This is a genomic window from Izhakiella australiensis, from assembly GCF_002006995.1.
Lineage (GTDB): Bacteria > Pseudomonadota > Gammaproteobacteria > Enterobacterales > Enterobacteriaceae > Izhakiella > Izhakiella australiensis.
The window spans coordinates 176,013-198,307 of record NZ_MRUL01000006.1; the positions used below are offsets into that span (position 1 = coordinate 176,013).

The following is a 22,295-nucleotide window of genomic DNA, read 5'->3' on the forward strand; positions in this document are numbered from 1 at the left end:
AACCGGAGTTAAAATAAGAATAGAATAATATAAACCTCAAATTTATATTGTTTTTATCATTAAAATCAATTAATTACCAACGTATTTATTGCAGCCATTAGCGTAAGGAGACAGCATGATGCGCAATACAATGAAAGCCATGGTGTATTATGGTGAAAATGATATTCGATTTGTTGACCGTCCGGTTCCGGAGTTACTCGATCCTGACGATGTTATTATCAGAATGACGAAAACCACGATATGCGGCACCGATCTTGGAATCTGGAAAGGAAAAAACCCGGAAATACAGTTAGTTTCCCGACAAAAAACGGGCCATTTTAGCGGCCGCATTCTCGGACATGAAGGGGTCGGTATTATCGATCAGGTTGGCCCGGCAGTGAAAAACTTTAAGAAAGGCGATAAGGTCATCATATCCTGCATCAGCCGCTGCGGCACCTGCGAAAATTGTCAGAAAAAGCTTTACTCCCACTGCCTTAACGGCGGCGGATGGATTCTGGGATATATGATTGATGGCACCCAGGCTGAATATGTCAGGGTGCCTTTTGCCGATAATTCGCTGTTTATGTTACCGTCCGGCCTGGACGAAGATGCGGCGGTGATGCTCTCCGATGCGCTACCGACGGCCCACGAAATTGGCGTGCAAAACGGCAATATTAAGCCGGGAGATAGCGTGGCTATCGTCGGCGCCGGTCCGGTCGGCATTGGCTGCCTGCTGACCGCGCAGCTGTACTCGCCTTTTCAGCTGATAATGATCGATGTCGATGAAAATCGTCTGGCAATGGCCGCGTCGATCGGCGCAACGGAAACCATCAACCCGTCGCAGGAAGATGCCGTGGCCAAAGTGCGCCAGCTTACCGGCGAGCGCGGCGTTGACTGCGCGATTGAAGCGGTAGGGATTGAAGCCACCTGGAATATTTGCCAGCAGATCGTTAAAGAGGGCGGCCATCTGGCGAACGTCGGAGTGCACGGCAAGCCGGTCAGCTTTGCCATCGATAAACTGTGGATTAAAAATCTGACGGTAACCACCGGTCTGGTTAATACCAATACTACCGCGATGCTGATGAAAAGCTGCTGCACCGGCAAGCTGCCAATTGACCAGCTGATTACCCACCATTTCCACTTTGATGAAATGGAGCAGGCTTATGACGTGTTTAAACACGCCGCCGACCAAAAGGCGATGAAGGTTATCGTTGAGTACTGACCGTAACACAGACAAAAAAATCCCCGCCGCGCGGGGATTTTTCTAACAGATAGCCGGACTTAACGATTAATTTCCGCGTGCATCTCCTGCACCGAAATGACCCGCTCAGTCGGGTCGGCGGTCAGCGCATTGACCGTTGCGAAACCGCCGTTAATGGTGGTGTCATAATGAACCTTGTACTGCAGCGCGCTGCGGCGGATCAGCTTTGAGTCCTCAATGGCCTGACGCCCGGCGGTCGTGTTAACGATATAGCTATATTCGCCGTTTTTAATCCGGTCCTGAATATGCGGGCGCCCTTCGTGAACTTTATTTACCAGACGCGGATTAATCCCCGCTTCACCCAGCACCACCGCCGTACCGTGGGTAGCATCCAACTCAAAACCAAACTGCACCAGTTTATCTGCCAGCGCCGCAATGCGCTTTTTATCGCCTTCACGCACCGACAGCAGCGCCCGCCCGCCTTTCTTCATGTTGCTCTGCACGCCGAGCATCGCTTTGGAAAACGCTTCGGCAAAGGTGCGGCCAACGCCCATGACTTCGCCGGTAGAACGCATTTCCGGTCCGAGAATCGGGTCTACGCCGGGGAATTTATTAAACGGCAGCACCACCTCTTTTACCGAATAATACGGCGGGATAATCTCTTCGGTGACTCCCTGGCTGAGCAGCGATTTACCCGCCATGACCCTGGCTGCAACTTTAGCCAGCGGCACCCCGGTCGCTTTGGAAACAAACGGCACGGTGCGCGCCGCGCGCGGGTTAACTTCAATCAGATAAACTTCGTTGTCTTTCACTGCAAACTGTACGTTCATCAGACCGCGTACGCACAGCTCGAAAGCCAGCTTTTCTACCTGCTGGCGCATCACATCCTGAATGTCTTTGCTCAGCGTATAGGCCGGTAGCGAACAGGCGGAATCGCCGGAGTGCACCCCTGCCTGCTCAATGTGCTCCATGATGCCGCCAATCAGCACGCGCTCGCCGTCGCAGATGGCGTCAACGTCCACTTCAACCGCGTCGTCCAGGAACCGGTCCAGCAGTACCGGGGCATCATTAGAAACCAGCACTGCGTTAGCGAAATAGCGTTTCAGATCAATTTCGTCATACACGATTTCCATTGCCCGGCCGCCCAGTACATAAGAAGGACGCACCACCAGCGGATAGCCGATGGCTGACGCTTTATCCACCGCCTGCTCGACGGTGGACACGGTGGCGTTGGCGGGTTGCTTCAGGCCAAGGCGTTCTACGGCCTGCTGAAAACGTTCACGATCTTCTGCCCGGTCAATGGCGTCCGGGCTGGTGCCAATTACCGGCACGCCGGCCGCTTCCAGCGCCCGCGCCAGCTTCAGCGGCGTCTGGCCGCCGTATTGCACGATGACGCCTTTCGGTCGTTCAATGCGTACAATTTCCAGCACGTCTTCCAGCGTGACCGGTTCAAAGTAAAGCCGGTCGGAGGTATCGTAGTCGGTTGAAACCGTTTCAGGGTTACAGTTAACCATGATGGTTTCAAAGCCGTCTTCCCGCAGCGCCAGCGCCGCGTGTACGCAGCAATAATCGAACTCAATGCCCTGACCTATGCGGTTTGGCCCGCCGCCCAACACCATGATTTTATCCCGGTCCTGGTTCGGGTTGGCTTCGCACTCCTCCTCCCAGGTTGAGTACATATAGGCAGTATCGGTGGCAAATTCCGCCGCGCAGGTATCCACGCGCTTGTAGACCGGGTGCAGGCCATATTGGTCACGCAGCTTGCGGATTTCCGATTCGGCAACGCCGACCAGCTGCGCCAGTCGGGCATCGGCAAAGCCTTTACGCTTGAGGGTATAGAGGAAATCTTTGCTAACGCCGTTGATTCCCTTCTGCGCCACTTCAGCTTCAAGCTGCATCAATTCTTCGATCTGCACCAGGAACCAGCGATCGATGTTGGTCAGCGCAAATACGTCTTCCACGCTCATTCCACTGCGAAAAGCATCGGCGATATACCAGATACGCTCGGCGCCGGCATCTTTCAGTTCGCGGCGGATATGCGTTGCCGCTTCAGCGTCGTCTGGCGCCACTTTAGGATCAAAGCCGTGGGCGCCGACTTCCAACCCACGCAGCGCCTTTTGCATTGATTCCTGCAAGGTGCGGCCAATTGCCATCACTTCACCGACCGACTTCATCTGGGTCGTCAGGCGATCGTTAGCGCCGGCAAACTTTTCAAAGTTAAAGCGCGGGATCTTGGTCACCACGTAGTCGATAGACGGCTCAAACGAAGCCGGGGTGCGGCCACCGGTAATATCGTTCATCAGCTCGTCAAGGGTGTAACCCACCGCCAGCTTGGCGGCAACCTTGGCGATGGGGAATCCGGTAGCTTTCGACGCCAGCGCCGAAGAGCGCGACACACGCGGATTCATTTCAATGACAATCAGCCGGCCGTTTTGCGGATTCACCGCAAACTGCACGTTAGATCCGCCGGTTTCCACGCCGATTTCACGTAGTACCGCCAGTGAGGCATTACGCATCACCTGATATTCTTTGTCAGTAAGGGTCTGCGCCGGCGCCACGGTGATAGAGTCACCGGTGTGAATGCCCATGGCGTCGAAGTTCTCAATGGAGCAGACGATGATGCAGTTATCGTTCTTATCGCGCACCACCTCCATCTCATACTCTTTCCAGCCGATTAGCGATTCGTCGATCAGCAGTTCATTCGTCGGCGACAGGTCGAGTCCCCGCTCGCAAATCTCTTCGAACTCTTCGCGGTTATAGGCAATGCCGCCACCGGTACCGCCCATGGTAAACGACGGGCGAATAATGCAGGGAAAGCCGACGTCTGCTGCCACGGCCAGCGCTTCTTCCATATTATGGGCAATACCAGAGCGAGCGGTGCCCAGGCCGATACGCTTCATCGCCTTATCGAAACGCTGGCGATCTTCGGCTTTATCAATGGCGTCAGCGGTGGCGCCGATCATGGTAACGCCAAACTCAGCCAGCACGCCCTGACGCTCAAGCTCAAGGGCACAGTTAAGCGCCGTCTGGCCGCCCATGGTTGGCAGCACCGCATCCGGGCGCTCTTTTTCAATAATTTTGCGTACCACCTGCCAGTGAATCGGCTCGATATAGGTGGCATCGGCCATTTCCGGATCGGTCATGATGGTTGCAGGGTTAGAGTTAACCAGAATGACGCGATAGCCCTCTTCGCGCAGCGCTTTACAAGCCTGCGCGCCGGAATAGTCAAACTCGCATGCCTGGCCGATAACGATCGGGCCGGCGCCAAGGATCAGGATAGATTTTATGTCAGTGCGTTTTGGCATTTATTAGCTCCTGGTTACCTGGCGGTAGAACGATAAGCTTTAATCAGCTCAATAAAATGGTCGAACAGCGGCGCGGCATCGTGCGGTCCCGGGCTCGCCTCCGGGTGACCCTGGAAGCTGAAAGCAGGCTTATCGGTGCGATGAATGCCCTGTACCGTATGGTCAAACAGCGACTTATGGGTGATGCGCAGATTCGCTGGCAGGTCGTTTTCATCAACCGCGAAGCCGTGGTTTTGGGCAGTGATCATGACGGTGCTGTTATTCAGATCTTTTACCGGGTGGTTACCGCCGTGATGGCCGAGCTTCATCTTTACCGTCCGCGCGCCGCTGGCTAGCGCCAGCAGTTGATGACCGAGACAGATGCCAAACAGCGGTATCTCGGTGGTCAAAAAGGTTTTAATCGCCGAGATGGCATACTCGCAAGGCTCTGGATCGCCAGGGCCGTTCGAGAGGAAGATGCCGTCCGGGTTCATTTTCAGCACCTCGTCGGCTGGCGTCTGTGCCGGAACCACCGTCAGGCGGCAGCCGCGGTCGACCAGCATACGCAGGATGTTGCGCTTAGCGCCGTAATCGTAGGCCACGACATGAAAAGGCAGTTCGGCGGCAGTTTGCGCTTCCGGCAAACCGCCTTCGAGTTGCCAGCTCCCCTGCTGCCAGCTGTAAGGTGCCGCCACCGAGACCTCTTTCGCCAGGTCCATCCCTTTCAGGCCGGGGAAGGCCTGTGCCTTCTGCAGTGCCAGTGCGTCGTCCGGATTATCCCCGGCGATAATACAGCCATTCTGCGCGCCCTTTTCACGCAGCAAGCGCGTCAGCTTACGGGTATCAATGTCGGCAATCGCCACGATGTTATGGCGCTTGAGATAGTCAGACAGGCTTTCTTCATTGCGGAAATTGCTGGCAATCAACGGCAGGTCGCGAATTATCAGTCCCTGCGCGTGAACCTGTGAGGATTCTTCATCAGCGGCGTTGGTGCCGACGTTGCCAATATGGGGATAAGTGAGAGTAACGAGCTGGCGGGAATAGGAGGGATCAGTGAGGATTTCTTGATAACCGGTCATCGAGGTGTTGAAAACGACTTCCCCCACTGCCGACCCTTCTGCTCCAATGGCCCGACCGTGGAATTGGGTTCCGTCTTCCAGAACCAATAGCGCTGACTTAATCAAAACGTCCTCCGGAGAATAAAAAGTCAATATATTTGCATATTAATTCATAGTCAGAGGCTAATCAATGCAAAAACCGCCTGACCGGTCAATTTTTGGCAAATTGCGCGCATTCTACGGTTCCCCCTCCAGCTTGTCCACATCAGAAGGTGATTTTTTTATGTTTTTATGTCACTGAGTGCATTTAACGGCCATTTGCCCTGAAAAAGCACATTAATAGCAGGAAAAATCTCGTTTAAGGGTGAGTTATTCATAACAGTGGGTAAGCAAGGAAAAAAAGTGGACCAAATGGTCAAAAACAGCATTCAACCACCAGACTTTCAGCCAAATAAAGGTAAAAAAAAGAGTAATAGATTGAAAATTAAATTAAGCTTGTGATTATATAAAAAACAAAAAGGGCAATAACATTATTGCCCTGCCAATCAGTAAATTACGATTGAAATAACCACATCACAATGGTAATAAAAACTATAAATCATCCAAATTAAGCACGCTTTTCATATCGTAAACACCAGATTTACGACCACTCAACCAGATTGCAGCCTTTACCGCGCCATTTGCGAACGTCATCCGGCTTGAAGCCTTGTGAGTAATCTCGACCCGCTCGCCAATATCTGCAAACATTGCCGTGTGTTCACCAACGATGTCGCCAGCGCGTACCGTGGCAAAGCCAATCGCGCTCGCCGGACGTTCGCCGGTATGCCCTTCGCGGGCATAAACCGCATGTTCGCTGAGCTTCCAGTCCATTGCCGCTGCAATGGCCTCTCCCATTGCCAGCGCGGTACCGGATGGCGCATCCACCTTATGGCGGTGGTGCGCTTCAACAATTTCAATATCGCAGTAGTCGCCCATTACTTTGGCCGCTTTTTCCAGCAGCTTCAGTACCAGGTTAACGCCTACGCTGAAGTTAGCGGCAAAGACCACTGCAGTTTCGCCCGCCGCCCGCTCGATGGCAGCACGCCCTGCCTCGTCAAACCCGGTGGTGCCGATAACTATCGCCTTATGATGGCGTCGGCAAAAATCCAGATAGCCCAGCGAGGCTTCAGGACGGGTAAAATCGATCAGTACGTCAAAATCATCGACCACCGCTTCCAGATTGTGCTGTAGCTTGATGCCGATGGCGCCAATACCCGCCAGCTCACCGGCATCGGAACCGAGCAAGGTCGATCCTTCACGCACCAGCGCGGCACCAAGCGTAACGCCAGCCATTTGATGACTGGCGGCAATAAGCTGACGTCCCATGCGCCCCGACGCCCCAACAATGGCAAGGCGAACCTGTGCTTCACTCATAACTATTTATTCCTGCAAACGTTATCTGCTGTTACCACTTCAGGTTAACGGCGCTGCGTTACCTGTGCCACCTTTAAACTCGCATAATAAGAATTTCAGCGAAAGTGAAAGGTATTATCAGTAAAACAAATTTTGTATGGGAAATGTAATGGCAAAAAAGATAACCCCCGGCGCTGGCAAGTGCCGTCACCGGGGGTTTGGAGATCGGATGGACAGGCCGTTATACGACCTGACGCACCTCAACGCGCAGTTCTTTAGGTACTTCGAAGACGATGCTTTCTTCGCGGCCAATCAGCTCGATCGCGGGCTCACCGCCCAGCTCGCGCAAGCGCTGAATCACCTGCTGGACCAGAACATCCGGCGCTGAAGCACCGGCGGTGACGCCAATACATTCCACGCCTTTGACCCACTCTTCCTGAATGTCATCAGCGGAATCAATCAGCTTTGCCAGCTTGCCGGCGCGCTGCGCCAGCTCAGCCAGTCGATTAGAATTTGAAGAGTTTTTAGAACCCACGACCAGCACCACCTGCGCTTCAGCAGAAAGATGACGCACCGCTTCCTGGCGATTCGTCGTGGCATAACAGATGTCATCTTTACGCGGGCCGATAATTTTAGGAAAGCGTTCGCGCAGCGCATCAATAACATCGTAAGTGTCGTCAACGGAGAGCGTGGTCTGAGTCATAAAACACAGGTTATTTTCATCTTTAACCTGTAGCTTCCATACGTCTGCCGGTGATTCCACCAGGTACATTCCACCAGCAGTATTATTGTACTGCCCCATGGTACCTTCCACTTCCGGATGCCCGGCATGGCCGATGAGAATCGCTTCCACGCCTTTACGGCTGGCGCGCGCCACTTCCATATGCACTTTGGTAACCAAAGGACAGGTGGCGTCAAACAGCATCGTCAGATGACGCGCTTTGGCTTCCGCGCGCACCGCCTGTGAAACGCCGTGCGCGGAAAAAATCAGGATCGCGCCGTCTGGCACTTCTGAAATTTGCTCAATAAAAACCGCGCCCCGTTCACGCAGGCTGTTAACTACATAGCGGTTATGCACCACCTCATGGCGTACATAGATCGGCGCACCGTACATTTCCAGCGCGCGCTCAACGATGCTGATGGCACGATCCACACCGGCGCAAAAGCCGCGCGGATTAGCTAACAGTATTCGCATCAGGAGCCTCCAGGTCGGGGTCTATTTCCAGCACCTCGACCTCAAAATGAACCGTCTGCCCGGACAGCGGATGATTAAAATCTACGGTGATCGAGTCACCGGAAATTTCGCGAATTACACCGGGCATTTCACTGCCATCCATCGCAGTAAATAGCATAATCGCGCCGATCTCAGGTTCGCCAGCGGCAACAAAATCACGCCGCGAGAAATACTGAATCAGATCGGGGCTGGTCTGCCCGAAAGCCGCATCGGGCGCCAGAGGAAAGCTTGTTTTATCGCCGACGCGCAGCCCAACCAGCTGCGCTTCCAGTCCATCGGAAAGGCTGCCGTCGCCCAGGCGAAACAGCGCCGGCTTGCCGTTATTGCGCGTTGACTCGGCGGTGGAGCCATCTTCCAGCTTCAACACGAAATGTACAAGCACCGCGCTGTCACGCTGCACAGAATCAGACATAACCTAACCTTTATCACTCGTCTGTTTGCCGGACGGCGTGGCAAATCCTTCCAGTACGATCAGCGACGCACCGATACAGATAGCACAGTCGGCAATATTGAAGGTCGCGAAGTGCCACTCTCCGACGTAGAAGTCGATAAAATCGACGACAAATCCGTGATATGCCCGGTCAAACAGGTTGCCCAGCGCGCCGCCGATAATCAGCGCGTAGGCGATGTTGTTCAGCCTCTTCGCCGCCGCCGTGCGGTACATGATTACCAGCAGCGACACCACGATTGCGATAGCAATACCGGCAAAGAACCAGCGCTGCCAGCCGCCTTTGTCGGCGAGAAAGCTAAACGCCGCACCGTAATTGTGAGCATAAAACAGGTTAAAAAACGGAATGACCGGCAGCGTCTCATGCAGCATCATGTGGTTAATCACCCACTGTTTGCTGGCGAAATCAACGCCAATCACTACCACCACCAGCCACAGCCAGCGTAATCCGGTTGATAATAAAGGCTTACTCATCAGGCAAACTTACGCTCTTCACCGTTACCGGCTACGTTGGTGACACAGCGGCCACAAAGTTCAGGATGCTCAGCATCCTGACCGACATCATTAGTATAGTGCCAGCAGCGCGGACACTTACTACCTTCAGCTTTATGCAGCGCGATCTTCAGCCCTTTTAGCTGTTCGCTCTGCTGCGCTTCTTCCGGCGCCAGGGCGAAGTCCGCTACCTGCGCGCCAGAGGTCAGCAGCACAAAGCGCAGCTCGTTGCCGAGGCTGGTCAGTTTGGCCGCCAGCGCGTGATCAGCATACAGAGTGACCGCCGCTTCCAGCGCGCCGCCGATACGCTTATCGTTACGCGCCTGCTCCAGCACCTTATTGACTTCGCCGCGCACGCTGAGCAGGTCTGCCCAGAACGTATCGTTCATCGGCTCGTTATCCGCCAGGCCGAACAGGCCATCGAACCACTCCTCGGTAAACACATACTGTGCGCGCTTGCCGGGCAAATAGCTCCAGATTTCATCGGCGGTGAAAGAAAGAATCGGCGCCATCCAGCGCACCAGCGCTTCCACGATATACCACAGTGCCGTCTGGCAGCTGCGCCGCGCAACGCCGTCGCTTTTCGCGGTGTACTGGCGGTCCTTAATGATATCCAGATAGAAAGAGCCCATTTCTATCGAGCAGAACTGCATCAGACGCTGAATGACCTCATGGAAGTCGTAGCTGGCATAGGAGGCAATGATATCCTGCTGCGCCGCTTGCGCCCGGCCAACGGCCCAGCGATCGACCACCACCATCTCTTCCGGCTTCACCAGGTCGGTTTCCGGATTAAAGCCGGCAAGGTTCGCCAGCAGGAAGCGCGCGGTATTACGAATACGACGATAGGCATCCGCCGATCGTTTGAGGATCTCATCGGAAACCGCCATCTCACCGGAGTAATCGGTTGAGGCGACCCACAGGCGCAGAATATCCGCCCCCAGCTTATCCATCACGTCCTGCGGCGCGACGGTGTTGCCGATGGATTTTGACATCTTGCGGCCCTGACCATCGACGGTGAAGCCGTGCGTCAGAACCTGGCGGTATGGCGCTTTGTTTTTCATCGCCACGCCAATCATCAGCGACGACATAAACCAGCCGCGGTGCTGATCCGAGCCTTCCAGATACATATCCGGCTGATGGCCTTCAAACTCAGGACGGTTATCCACCACGGAAAAACTGGTGGAGCCGGAATCAAACCAGACGTCGAGCGTATCCGGTACTTTTACGTAGCTATCAGCCTCATCGCCCATCAGCTCGTGCGCATCGAGATCCCACCATGCCTGAATGCCATCCTGCTCAACGCGCTGCGCGACTTTTTCCATCAGCGCCAGGGTATCAGGATGCAGCTGCTCGGTGTCTTTATGTACGAACAGCGCCATCGGCACACCCCAGGTACGCTGACGGGAGATGCACCAATCCGGGCGATTCGCCACCATCGACTCAATGCGCGCCTGGCCCCAGCCGGGGATCCACTGTACGCCTTTAATTTCCTTCAGCGACTGCGCGCGCAGCCCTTTCTGATCCATGCTGACGAACCACTGCGGCGTAGCGCGGAAGATGATCGGGGTTTTGTGGCGCCAGCAGTGCGGATAGCTGTGCAGCATTTTTTCCACGTGCAGCAGCGCGCCTTTTTCTTTTAACAGCTCAACCACCAGATCGTTGGCTTTAAATACGTTAACGCCGTCAAGTGTCGGGTAGGTGCCCGGCAGATAGCAGCCGTCAGGGCCGACCGGGTTGGCGATTTCAATGCCGTATTTCTGGCCGATAACGTAATCGTCAGGACCGTGGCCCGGCGCGGTGTGCACGGCGCCGGTACCGGCTTCCAGCGTGACGTGTTCGCCAAGCACCACGGGAGACAGGTGGTCCAGGAACGGATGGCGGAACTGCTGCAGCTCCAGCGCGGCGCCTTTACATTCGCCGAGCACCGTCCATTCACTGATGCCGACGCGCGCCATCACGCTGTCGACCAGGTCTTTCGCCAGAATCAGCGCCCGATCGTGAATCTGCACCAGCTGGTAATCAAATTCAGGATGCAGGGAAATCGCGCGGTTAGCCGGCATTGTCCACGGCGTGGTAGTCCAGATAACCAGATCAATCGGTCCGGTAACCCCGGCGGCGCCGAATTTCGCCTGCACCGCGCTTTTATCAGCGGCGTCGAAGGTGACGTCGATCGAAGGCGACGTTTTGTCATAGTATTCTACTTCCGCTTCCGCCAGCGCAGAGCGGCAGTCAAGGCACCAGTGAACCGGCTTGGCGCCCTTGTGCAAATGACCATTGCCGATGATCTTCGCCAGCGCGCGAATGATGTTGGCTTCCGTCTGGAAGTTCATCGTCAGATAGGGACGTTCCCAGTCGCCGAGCACGCCGAGACGGATAAAGTCTTTTTTCTGGCCTTCAACCTGCTCTGCTGCGTACTTACGGCAGGCTTCACGAAATTCGGCGGCGCTGACTTTTTCGCCCGGCTTGCCGATCATCTGCTCGACCTTGTGCTCAATAGGCAGACCATGGCAGTCCCAGCCCGGCACGTAAGGCGAGTCAAATCCCGCCATGCCTTTAGACTTGACGATAATATCTTTCAGAATCTTATTAACTGAGTGACCAATATGAATACTGCCGTTCGCGTAAGGAGGGCCGTCGTGCAGGATAAAGGTTTTTTTCCCTTTTTTGGCCGCGCGAATGATGCCGTAAAGGTTGTCATCATACCAGCGTTGCAGCATTCCCGGTTCGCGTTTGGCCAGATCGCCACGCATTGGGAACCCCGTTTCAGGCAAATTCAGGGTCGATTTATAGTCACTCATCAGATTCTCGATTCCGTATTTCGGTTCTGTTTAAACCGGTGTTTTCAGCCCAAAAAATCGGCGGGCGGTCACCACATCTTTAGCAATTTGCTGCTTCAACGCCCCGAAGGATTCAAAGCGCTGCTCATTACGTATTTTCTCTTTTAACACCACATCAATATGGCGGCCATACAGATTCATTTCAACGTCAAACAGATGCACTTCAAGCTGTTGACGTACGCCGCCGACCGTGGGCCGGTTGCCAATATTCGCTACGCCAGGCAGCGGCTTATCACCCAGGCCATACACTTCCACGGCATAAACGCCGCGCACCGGCGACACCGTGCGGCGCAGGGGAATGTTGGCGGTGGGGAAACCAATCGTACGTCCGAGCGCATCGCCATGGACGACGCGACCGGAGATGCTAAACGGATGGCCCAACAGCGACGCCGCCAGATCCAGCTTATCGTCCGCCAGCGCCTGGCGCACAGCGGTGCTGCTGATACGCACGCCGTTGTCGCAAAACGTACGCGTGCTGATAACGTCAAAACCATAGCGGCCGCCGGCCTGCTGCAACAATGCGAAATCACCTTTACGTTCTGCGCCGAAGCGGAAGTCATCGCCTACCGCCAAAAAACGAACGTCCAGCTTGTTGACCAGTAAATCAGTGATAAAGCTTTCGGCGGAGTGAGCGGCAAATTTGCGGTCAAAGCGCAGGCAAAGTACTGCGTCAACGCCGGCCTCTGCCAGATAACGCACCTTTTCACGCAGCCGCGTCAGCCGCGCAGGCGCGCTTTCCGGCGAGAACAGCTCCATCGGCTGAGGTTCGAATAGCATAACCATAACCGGTAGCTGACGTTTTCGCCCTTCTTCGCACAAGCGGGCAAGCAGCGCCTGGTGGCCACGGTGTACGCCATCGAAATTGCCGATGGTCAGCACGCACCCGCGATGCTGCTCATTCAGATTATGTATGCCGCGGATAAACTTCATGGCTGACCCAACAGTATGGAAATCGGCGGATTATACCTTGTACAGCGATGAAGGTTAACCCGCTAATGCCCCCTTTCTCCTGTTTCTGGCGCCATTTCATCTGGCAGCCGCCCTGCTGGCGTATTTCTGTCCTTTTTTACGTTTACTGCTGTATTCGTCGCGGGGAAGCTGGTAGAATCTTGCGCCATCAAATCCGTAATCAAGCGTCGTGGTTAAAACGGCGCTTATTTGCACAAATCCATTGACAACAGAAGTCCGAAAAGGCATAGTCCTCGGCCTTTGATTTGTCCTAATAGAACACATTTGGGAGTTGGACCTTGGCTAATATCAAATCAGCTAAGAAACGCGTCGTAACGTCAGAAAAACGTCGCAAGCATAACGCAAGCCGCCGTTCCATGATGCGTACTTTCATCAAGAAAGTACACGCGGCGATCGCCACTGGCGATAAAGAAGCAGCACAGAAAGCATTTAACGACATGCAACCGATCGTGGACCGTCAGGCTGCTAAAGGTCTGATCCACAAAAACAAAGCAGCACGTCATAAAGCTAGCCTGACTGCACAGATCAACAAACTGGCTTAATCGCCGGTTCGATCATCCGCTTTGAAAAGCCGACGCATCGCGTCGGCTTTTTTATTGCCTTTACTTTACGGCACGCGCCGCCTGTAGCGGGCGCAAACGCGCCCGGCCAGTGGCTATCTGAGCTTCACACGCAGCAGCATATACCCTATCAGCGCTGAAAGTACCGAACCGCTAAGAATACCCAGTTTGGAGAAGGTCACCAGCTGCTGATGGGCGCTATCAAATGCCAGCGAGCTGATAAAAATCGACATGGTAAAGCCGATACCGCACAGCACGCCGATTGCGGCAATATCGCGCAGACGGGTTCCTGCGGGAAACGTCGCCAGCCGCAGCCTGACGGCCAGCCAGCAAAAGAGAGTGATCCCCAGCGGTTTCCCCACCAACAGACCGAGAATGATCCCCAGTGGCTCAGGCGACAGCGTATCGGAGAAGCTGATACCCGCCAGCGTAATACCGGCGTTAGCAAAGGCGAAAAGCGGTAATATCAGCCAGTTAACCCAGGGCATCAGGCCATGGGCGAGGTGTTCAGCCGGCGAATGTCCGTCTTTTTCCGCCAGCGGCACGCAGAACCCAATAACGACGCCCGCCAGAGTGGCATGAACACCCGATTTAAGCACCGCCGTCCACAGGACGAGCCCCACCAGCATATAAATGGCAATATTACGCACGTTGAACAGATTAAGCAGCACCAGCACGACAATCGCCGCCGCCGCCACGCTGAGCGACAGCAGCGACAGGTGGTTGGTATAAAACAATGCAATAATGATAATCGCACCCAGATCGTCGATGATCGCCAGCGCCATTAAAAAAACCTTTAGCGCTGGGGGAACCCGACTGCCCAGCAGCGCCAGTACCCCCAGCGCAAACGCGATATCGGTGGCGGTTGGAATAGCCCACCCGTTACGCGCGATGGGATCGGCGTGATTAAGCGCAAAAAAAATCAGCCCGGGGACCACCATACCGCCCAGTGCGGCGATTAAGGGGAAAACAGCCCGGCTGCGGCTTGCCAGTTCTCCGACCAGCAGCTCGCGTTTAACTTCCAGCCCGATAAGCAGAAAAAACAGCGCCATCAACGCATCATTAATCCACAGCAGGAGATCCTTACTGATGTCCAGCGCGGCAAAACGAATCTGTACCGGTTGCGCCAGCAGCGCCTGATAGCCCAGTGCCGTCGCGTCGTTATTGGCCAGGATAATAGCCGCCAGCGCCGCCGCGATCAGCACAATGCCATTACTGGCGTCGCTGTCGATAAACGCCCTGATTAAATGGCGGAAAGTTCGTTTGTTGGTCACTGCTCCTCCTGAGACGGATAATTGCGCCCTGAAGTTTAACCGCAGGTCTCGCCGGTTAAAAGCAGCTTTGCAGAACGTAGCTTCTGCGCGTTATCCTGGCGAAACGGGTTGGTTATGCAAAATTATTTTGCCAACAGTTCATATAACGTGGGGTTATCCGCACACTGCCCGGCTCCACATTCAAGAAATGTAGAAATCAGATTAGCTGCAATAAGAAGCACAAATATTATTGATAAGATATTTATTAGCTGTGAAGCGCCAGTAAAACGCCTCATTTTCCAGGTCCGGTCGGATAACAGTAATATCAGCGCCACGAACCCCAGTAGCGCCACCGAAGTAATTAAAGACCATGTATAAAAGTGCACGCCAAAGAGTGCTGAACCATATCCTGTATCACCAGGCAGAATATGTAGCAGAACCTGCCTGACGGCAATAACGCCCGTAATGATGCAACCAATAACCATTAATGCATAATGTGATTTCCTCAGCCCCAGCTTGACGTTAAACAAAAAGCCCATCCCGGCAATGATAAGCCCTACCCTCTGCAACAGACAGAGTGGGCAGGGCAACTCCGCTTTTGCTAACTGGTAATAGAAAGCCACGATTAAAACGATGGATACGGCCGTAAGCCCCGCTGCATTCAGCAGCACAAGGCCCTGAGAATTTTTTTCTAAGTGATTCATAAACACCTCAAAAAGACAGGTTAAGAGAGTCTGTGGAATGATGGATAAAACTCAGGATCGTGACTACCAGCAACACCCACCAAAGAAAATAACTGACGCGTTTCTTTCCCAGCAACGCACTCAACGCGGTGGTTAGCGCAATTAGAAATGGCAAAAACATATACATAATGAACTCCAGAATGTTAAAAGCTGAGTAATGAACGACTGGAAAAATGAATAATAAAGGCAACATCCAGATTGCCTTGATCAGCAGGCTTATTCACGGATGGGACTGGTTCAGAATGAGTGAGAATATGGGGTATTCCTGAGGCCAGTGACGGGAGAAACAGCAGAGCTGCATAAATAGCATGGCCATAAATTCTGTTTTAACGTTAAGGTTGCAATTCTTTGCATAGTGCTCTCCTGTGTACCGAAAAGATTACCTTTTCAGCAAGAGGAAAACTTGCTGTATTTTTTATCAATTTCGCAATTCAGGAGAAAATTTTTCTTCTTGCACCTGGCATCTGAATAAACTTAACGCAGCAACCTGGCGCAGGACTACGTGACAAAATGCGCGTGAAAGAAGATATCGTAGTCAGAACGGGCGGCATCAGGAATAATTAGCAACTATCTGCCGGGATAAAAAACGGGAGCTCAAGGCTCCCGTTTCATCTTTTCAGGCGGATGCGCTCAGCGCGTCAGGTCATCAAAGAACTTCTTCACGCCGTCAAAAAAGCTTTTCGAGCGCGGACTGTTATTTTCACCCGTTGGCCCGCCGAAGCTTTCACGCAGCTCCTGTAGCAGCGCTTTCTGTCGGTCATTCAGACCCACCGGCGTTTCCACCACCACGCGACAAAGTAAATCACCCACGCCGCCGCCGCGTACCGATTTAACCCCTTTACCACGCATGCGGAATAGCTTGCCCGTTTGGGTTTCTGCCGGCACTTTCAGCTTCACGCGGCCATCCAGCGTCGGCACTTCAATTTCACCACCCAGCGCTGCCATGGCAAAGTTGATCGGCACTTCACAGTACAGGTTATTATCTTCACGCTCAAAGATGGGGTGTTTTTTCACCGAAACCTGAACGTACAGATCGCCCGCCGGAGCGCCCTGTTCGCCAGCTTCCCCTTCGCCGGTCAGGCGAATGCGGTCACCGGTATCCACACCGGCAGGAATTTTCACTGACAGGGTTTTTGAACGCTCAACCCGGCCGTGGCCGTGACAAGCGTTGCAGGGATCCTTAATTACCGAACCGCGGCCGTGGCAGGTCGGACAGGCTTGCTGTACGGTGAAGAAACCCTGACGCATCTGCACCTGACCTGCGCCGTGACAGGTCGGACAGGTTTGCGGTTTGGTACCTGCTTTCGCGCCGCTGCCGTGGCAAACATCGCATTCCTGCAGGGTGGGTATGCGGATCTCTTTGGTCACGCCGCGTACCGCTTCTTCCAGCGTCAGCTCCATGTTATAGCGTAAATCGGCGCCGCGCGCGGCACGCTGACGGCGTCCCCCGCCAAAAATGTCGCCAAATACGTCGCCAAAGATATCGCTGAAATCGGCACCGCCGCCGCCGCCAAAGCCGCCGAAACCGCCGCCGCCCATGCCGCCCTGTTCAAAAGCTGCGTGACCATACTGGTCGTAAGCCGCACGCTTTTGCGCATCGGTCAGGATCTCATAGGCTTCTTTGATCTCTTTAAATTTATTTTCGGCTTCCTTGTCTCCGGGGTTGCGGTCCGGATGAAACTTCATCGCCAGGCGCTTATAGGCCTTTTTGATTTCCTTCTCATCTGCAGACTTCGCAACGCCCAAAATCTCGTAGTAGTCTTGTTTCGCCATTATTCTTTCCGCCCCCTTAACATGCGCGCACGGGCGTGGAGGTGACTCCGACGCCCGTGCTGGTTATCAGACTCCCCCGCCAGGGAGAACCTGCGCCCGCTTAAGGGCCATTATTTTTTGTTGTCTTTGACTTCTTCAAACTCGGCGTCAACGACATCGTCTTCCTGCTTCGAAGCGTCTGCCCCGGCACCGGCTTCTGCCGCGCCCGCCTGAGCCTGCTGCTGAGCAAATTCCATCAGTTTGCCGGAAGCCTCTACCAGCGCCTGGATCTTCGCTTCAATATCCGCTTTATCTTCACCCTTCAGCGCGCTGTTAAGCGCGTTGAGCGCCGTTTCGATAGCAGCTTTGTCATCAGCCGGCAGTTTGTCGCCCGCTTCGTCCAGCTGTTTACGGGTGCTGTGCGACAGCTGATCGCCCTGGTTACGAACCTGAACCAGCTCCTCAAACTTGCGGTCAGACTCAGCGTTAGCCTCGGCGTCACGCACCATTTTTTCCACTTCGTCATCGCTCAGACCGGAAGAGGCTTTAATGGTGATTTTCTGCTCTTTCCCGCTATTCTTATCCTTCGCGGATACGTGCAGGATGCCATCGGCGTCAATATCGAAAGTAACTTCGATCTGCGGCATTCCGCGCGGTGCTGACTGAATGCCATCGAGGTTAAACTGACCCAGAGACTTGTTATCAGCAGAACGTTTACGCTCACCCTGCACGACGTGGATTGTTACCGCCGACTGATTATCTTCCGCCGTTGAGAACACCTGACTGTGCTTAGTCGGAATGGTGGTGTTCTTGCCGATCAGCGCGGTCATCACGCCGCCCATGGTTTCAATACCCAGCGACAGCGGAGTCACGTCCAGCAGCAGCACATCTTTAACGTCGCCGGCCAGCACGCCGCCCTGAACCGCCGCGCCGACAGCCACAGCTTCGTCCGGATTAACGTCTTTACGCGGCTCTTTACCGAAGAAATCAGCGACCTTGGCCTGAACCATCGGCATACGCGTCTGACCACCGACCAGGATGATATCGTTGATATCGGAAACTGACAGACCGGCGTCCTGCAGCGCCACTTTCAGCGGTTCAATAGAACGGGTAACCAGATCTTCAACCAGCGATTCCAGCTTAGCGCGAGTTACTTTAATGTTCAGGTGCTTAGGACCGGTGGCATCAGCCGTGATGTACGGCAGGTTAACGTCAGTCTGCTGAGCGGAAGACAGCTCGATTTTGGCTTTCTCTGCCGCTTCTTTCAGACGCTGCATTGCCAGCGGATCGTTGTGCAGATCGATGCCCTGATCTTTTTTGAACTCGGCAACCAGATAGTTGATCAGACGGCTGTCGAAGTCTTCACCACCCAGGTGAGTATCACCGTTGGTTGCCAGCACTTCGAAGGTTTTCTCACCTTCCACTTCATCGATTTCGATGATGGAAATATCAAAGGTACCGCCGCCCAGGTCATATACCGCGATAGTGCGGTTGCCCTGGCCTTTATCCAGACCGTAAGCCAGCGCCGCTGCGGTTGGTTCGTTAATAATGCGTTTTACGTCCAGACCGGCGATACGGCCCGCGTCTTTGGTAGCCTGACGCTGCGCATCGTTAAAATAGGCAGGTACGGTAATGACCGCTTCGGTAACGGCTTCGCCCAGATAATCTTCCGCCGTTTTCTTCATCTTTTTCAGCACTTCGGCAGAAATCTGCGGCGGCGCCATTTTCTGGCCTTTAACGTCCAGCCAGGCATCGCCGTTATCGGCCTGGGTAATTTTGTACGGCATGATTTTAATATCACGCTGCACTTCTTCATCCTGGAAGCGGCGGCCGATCAGGCGCTTAATCGCAAACAGCGTGTTCTGAGGGTTGGTCACGGCCTGACGTTTAGCAGGCTGACCAACCAGCGTTTCACCGTCCTGGGTGTAAGCAATAATTGAAGGCGTGGTGCGGTCGCCCTCGGCGTTTTCCAGCACGCGCGCTTTCGCGCCGTCCATAATTGCAACACAAGAGTTGGTCGTACCCAGGTCAATACCAATAATCTTACCCATCTAAACATCTCCTACTGAAATTCGGTTTTAATCAGGTTATGAACCATAAGTGCGGGCTAAATTTGCGGTTTCAACCGCTTGCATCCGGCTTTTTTTAAGGTTCAGCGCCTCAGATGCCAAATAAGATGGGGCCGCGTTAGACAGCATCAAGGGGGGAAGGCAAAAAATTTTCGCTTTTATCGTCCGCCCTTCCAAAGTTTCCTGTTTTTTACCCGCCGCCACGCACTCTGAAAAGCCAGGGTTATTGCTGCGCCATTAAGGTTGGCTGTTATTAAATGGCCTTTTTTAACATCCCAGAGGCAGTATGTACGATCAGAAGTTAGCCAATCCAGGCCCCGTCGGTCTGATGGGCTTTGGCATGACCACGGTTTTACTCAATTTACACAACGCGGGCTTTATCCCTTTTACCTCGGTCATTCTCAGCATGGGGCTGATTTTTGGCGGTCTTGCCCAGGTGATCGCTGGCCTGCTCGAATACAAGAAAGGTAATACCTTCGGCCTGACGGCCTTTATGTCCTATGGCTGCTTCTGGCTGAGCCTGGTGGCTATTTTAGTGCTGCCGCAGCTGGGATGGGCAGCACCGAGCGGTCCCGTTGTAATGGGTATCTATCTGGCTTTATGGGGAGTGTTTACCCTGTTTATGTTCCTGGGTACGCTGTTTTCCAGCTACGCGTTGCGCTTTGTTTTTGCCAGCCTGACGCTGCTGTTTGCCCTGCTGGCATACGGTAATATTAGCGGCAGTGCGGCGGTCATCCGGTTCGCCGGTTTTGAAGGAATACTCTGCGGCGCCAGCGCCATTTATCTGGCCATGGCCGAAGTGATTAATGAACAGTGGGGCCGCAGAGCGCTGCCACTCGGCGAGGCTGAAACGGCCAGATAGCACTGTGCGTTTAGCGATGAAAAATGACGCCCCGCAGGCGCCTTCTGCGGGGCTTTTTTTAGCCAGCGATATCAAGCCGACCGGCCAGCGTTTCGCTGTTGGCTGCCCGCTGGAGATAAATGCCGAGCGCCAGTCCAAGCACCGACAGGGCTAAAACGTAGTAAGCGGGCGCCATCGGCGTCACGCTCATCATCAGGCTGACGGCCATCGGCGTCAGTCCGCCAAAAATGGCGTAGGCGACATTATAAGAAAACGAAATGCCGGTAAAACGCACGGCAGCAGGGAACTGGCGCACCATAATAAAAGGCACGACGCCTACCACCCCAACGGTCAGCCCGGCGAATCCGTAGGCTGGATAAATCCAGGCGGGTTGCAGTGCGGCGGTCTGAAAGAATCCCCAGCTACCCGCAGCCAGCAGCACGCTGCCGACAATCAGCACCTTAGGCGCGCCAAAGCGATCGACTAATGAGCCAGAAATGATACAGCCGGCCAGCAGCGTAATGGTCGCCAGCGTATTGGCCTTCAGCGTCACCGCCGGCGGTAAAGCATAGAGCTTTTGCAATAGCGCCGGGGCCATTAAAAGTACCACCACGATGCAGGCAGAAAGCAGCCAGGTCAGCAGCATTGAAATAATAACGCTGCGCTGATGGTCAATAATAACCGCCTTTAACGGCAGCTGCGCCGACAGCGTTTTTTGCTGTTTCATCTGCTGGAACACCGGCGTTTCATGCAGCCAGCGCCGCAGATACATGGCGCCCAGCCCGAATGCACCGCCGAGAAAAAAGGGAAGGCGCCAGCCCCATGAGCTCATCTGCTGCGGGGTGAGGTGCGTATTGATTATCGTCGCCACCACCGATCCCAGCAGAATGCCAGCCGTCAGTCCGGCGGTCAGCGTGCCGCAGGCGAAGCCGATGCGTTTTTCCGGCACGTGCTCGGCCACGAACACCCAGGCTCCCGGCACCTCGCCGCCAATCGCCGCGCCCTGCAATATACGCAACAGCAGAAGCAGCAAAGGCGCAGCGATGCCCAGGGTGGCATAGTCTGGCAGCATTCCCATAGCCAGCGTCGGCAGCGCCATCAGCAGGATGCTGAGATTAAACATTTTCTTGCGCCCTTGACTGTCGCCGAAGTGCGCCATAATCAGGCCGCCTAAAGGCCGGGCCAGATAGCCAGCGGCGAAAATGCCAAAGGTTTGCACCTGACGCAGCCAGTCCGGAATATCCGCCGGGAAAAACAGTTGACCAATAACGTTGGCAAAGAAAATGAAAATGATGAAATCGTAAAATTCCAGCGCGCCGCCAAGCGCAGCCAGCGAAAGGGTTTTGTAATCCTGCAGATTCAGACGGCGGGTATATTCAGGCTGCATAGCGGGCATTTATCCAGAAACTAAAAAATTGACGTCAGGGCTGTAAAGGAGAGCTTACTATAACGTCAATTTTCTTACACACCCCAGGCGCTGAATTTTCTCCCTGAAATGCCTGATATTCAGGAATTTGTCTGGCGCATCGCACTTTTAGGACGAAAAGACGCCACGACCTGTGGATCGGTTTCAATATAGGGGCCGTCCAGCAGTTGAATACAGTAGGGAACGCTGGCGAAAATACCGGGCACCGCCTTACGGTCGGCCGTGGCTTTAAGCCCTTCCAGGGTTTCCTGCACTGATTTTGGCTGTCCCGGCAGGTTAATGATCAGCGACTGCTTGCGGATGACGGCAACCTGGCGCGAGAGAATAGCGGTAGGAACAAAGTTGAGGCTAATCTGCCGCATTTGTTCACCAAAACCCGGCATTTCGCGATCGGCAACCGCCAGGGTCGCGTCAGGCGTCACGTCGCGTCGCGCCGGACCGGTTCCGCCAGTGGTGAGAACCAGATGACAAAAATGCTCATCAACCAGCTCGCGCAGCGCCTGCTCAATCATCGGCTGCTCATCGGGAATCAACCTGTGCTCTGTCTCGAAAGGCGTGGTTAAGGCCTTTTGCAACCAGGCTTCCAGCGCCGGCAGCCCCTGATCCTGATAAACGCCGTTCGCGGCGCGGTCCGAAACGGAAATCAATCCTATACGTAATTTTGTCATAGCGTCACCGTGATATCCGGCCTGCCGTCAATATAACGCGCAGCATAATTTAAAGGAGGCGTGAAGCTGGGAAGAATACAACGTGCTAC

At 54.3% G+C, this 22,295-nt stretch carries 18 protein-coding genes; 3 read left to right on the top strand and 15 right to left on the bottom strand.

Going from position 1 to position 22,295, the window contains the following annotated elements:
• Window positions 1–115: 115 nt before the first annotated feature.
• Complete coding sequence (locus tag BTJ39_RS11190) at window positions 116–1,201, top strand: zinc-dependent alcohol dehydrogenase family protein (RefSeq protein ID WP_241825903.1); 1,086 nt, start codon at window positions 116–118, stop codon at window positions 1,199–1,201.
• A 59-nt stretch (window positions 1,202–1,260) separates the two neighbouring features.
• Here BTJ39_RS11190 and carB read toward each other — a convergent pair whose 3' ends face one another.
• From carB to ribF, 8 genes are all read right to left on the bottom strand, one after another.
• Window positions 1,261–4,485 carry a carbamoyl-phosphate synthase large subunit gene (carB, locus tag BTJ39_RS11195; protein WP_078002778.1) on the bottom strand — a complete coding sequence of 1,075 codons (3,225 nt, stop codon included), beginning with the start codon at window positions 4,483–4,485 and terminating at the stop codon, window positions 1,261–1,263.
• A gap of 14 nt (window positions 4,486–4,499) precedes the next feature.
• Window positions 4,500–5,648: a glutamine-hydrolyzing carbamoyl-phosphate synthase small subunit gene (gene carA / locus BTJ39_RS11200; RefSeq protein WP_078002779.1), complete on the bottom strand. Its 1,149-nt coding sequence runs from the start codon at window positions 5,646–5,648 to the stop codon at window positions 4,500–4,502.
• A 465-nt stretch (window positions 5,649–6,113) separates the two neighbouring features.
• Complete coding sequence (gene dapB / locus BTJ39_RS11205) at window positions 6,114–6,935, bottom strand: 4-hydroxy-tetrahydrodipicolinate reductase (RefSeq protein WP_078002780.1); 822 nt, start codon at window positions 6,933–6,935, stop codon at window positions 6,114–6,116.
• A 220-nt stretch (window positions 6,936–7,155) separates the two neighbouring features.
• On the bottom strand, window positions 7,156–8,109 hold the full coding sequence (ispH, locus tag BTJ39_RS11210) for a 4-hydroxy-3-methylbut-2-enyl diphosphate reductase (RefSeq protein ID WP_078002781.1): 954 nt from the start codon (window positions 8,107–8,109) through the stop codon (window positions 7,156–7,158).
• Entirely contained in the window at window positions 8,090–8,560 is a 471-nt protein-coding gene (gene fkpB / locus BTJ39_RS11215; protein ID WP_078002782.1) for an FKBP-type peptidyl-prolyl cis-trans isomerase, read from the bottom strand. The genes ispH and fkpB overlap by 20 nt, the downstream gene beginning before the upstream one ends.
• 3 nt (window positions 8,561–8,563) lie before the next feature.
• Entirely contained in the window at window positions 8,564–9,070 is a 507-nt protein-coding gene (gene lspA / locus BTJ39_RS11220) for a signal peptidase II (RefSeq protein WP_176110294.1), read from the bottom strand.
• On the bottom strand, window positions 9,070–11,886 hold the full coding sequence (gene ileS / locus BTJ39_RS11225) for an isoleucine--tRNA ligase (RefSeq protein ID WP_078002784.1): 2,817 nt from the start codon (window positions 11,884–11,886) through the stop codon (window positions 9,070–9,072). Before ileS ends, lspA begins: the two co-directional genes overlap by 1 nt.
• Window positions 11,887–11,916: 30 nt before the next feature.
• The gene (ribF, locus tag BTJ39_RS11230) at window positions 11,917–12,855 is read right to left on the bottom strand and encodes a bifunctional riboflavin kinase/FAD synthetase (RefSeq protein ID WP_078002785.1); all 939 of its coding nucleotides are present in this window, start codon (window positions 12,853–12,855) and stop codon (window positions 11,917–11,919) included.
• A gap of 317 nt (window positions 12,856–13,172) precedes the next feature.
• On the opposite strand from ribF, the gene rpsT reads away from it, so the two are divergent.
• A complete protein-coding gene (gene rpsT / locus BTJ39_RS11235; protein WP_078002786.1) occupies window positions 13,173–13,436 on the top strand; it encodes a 30S ribosomal protein S20 in 264 nt (87 codons plus the stop codon).
• Between the two features lie 113 nt (window positions 13,437–13,549).
• Here rpsT and nhaA read toward each other — a convergent pair whose 3' ends face one another.
• The 5 genes from nhaA to dnaK all read right to left on the bottom strand — a co-directional run bounded on the left by nhaA (window position 13,550) and on the right by dnaK (window position 19,253).
• Complete coding sequence (nhaA, locus tag BTJ39_RS11240; protein ID WP_078002787.1) at window positions 13,550–14,728, bottom strand: Na+/H+ antiporter NhaA; 1,179 nt, start codon at window positions 14,726–14,728, stop codon at window positions 13,550–13,552.
• Window positions 14,729–14,850: 122 nt separating this feature from the next.
• Window positions 14,851–15,411: a disulfide bond formation protein B gene (locus BTJ39_RS11245; protein ID WP_078002788.1), complete on the bottom strand. Its 561-nt coding sequence runs from the start codon at window positions 15,409–15,411 to the stop codon at window positions 14,851–14,853.
• A 7-nt stretch (window positions 15,412–15,418) separates the two neighbouring features.
• Complete coding sequence (locus BTJ39_RS25155) at window positions 15,419–15,577, bottom strand: DUF5993 family protein (protein ID WP_096777724.1); 159 nt, start codon at window positions 15,575–15,577, stop codon at window positions 15,419–15,421.
• Between the two features lie 503 nt (window positions 15,578–16,080).
• Window positions 16,081–17,223 carry a molecular chaperone DnaJ gene (gene dnaJ, locus BTJ39_RS11255; protein ID WP_078002790.1) on the bottom strand — a complete coding sequence of 381 codons (1,143 nt, stop codon included), beginning with the start codon at window positions 17,221–17,223 and terminating at the stop codon, window positions 16,081–16,083.
• Window positions 17,224–17,333: 110 nt separating this feature from the next.
• Entirely contained in the window at window positions 17,334–19,253 is a 1,920-nt protein-coding gene (dnaK, locus tag BTJ39_RS11260) for a molecular chaperone DnaK (RefSeq protein ID WP_078002791.1), read from the bottom strand.
• Between the two features lie 304 nt (window positions 19,254–19,557).
• On the opposite strand from dnaK, the gene BTJ39_RS11270 reads away from it, so the two are divergent.
• Complete coding sequence (locus BTJ39_RS11270; protein WP_078002793.1) at window positions 19,558–20,133, top strand: acetate uptake transporter; 576 nt, start codon at window positions 19,558–19,560, stop codon at window positions 20,131–20,133.
• A gap of 58 nt (window positions 20,134–20,191) precedes the next feature.
• Here the strand turns inward: BTJ39_RS11270 and BTJ39_RS11275 are convergent, their stop codons facing one another.
• Window positions 20,192–21,499: an MFS transporter gene (locus BTJ39_RS11275; RefSeq protein ID WP_078002794.1), complete on the bottom strand. Its 1,308-nt coding sequence runs from the start codon at window positions 21,497–21,499 to the stop codon at window positions 20,192–20,194.
• 119 nt (window positions 21,500–21,618) lie between these two features.
• Window positions 21,619–22,206: a molybdopterin adenylyltransferase gene (gene mog, locus BTJ39_RS11280; protein WP_078002795.1), complete on the bottom strand. Its 588-nt coding sequence runs from the start codon at window positions 22,204–22,206 to the stop codon at window positions 21,619–21,621.
• Window positions 22,207–22,295 lie beyond the last annotated feature (89 nt).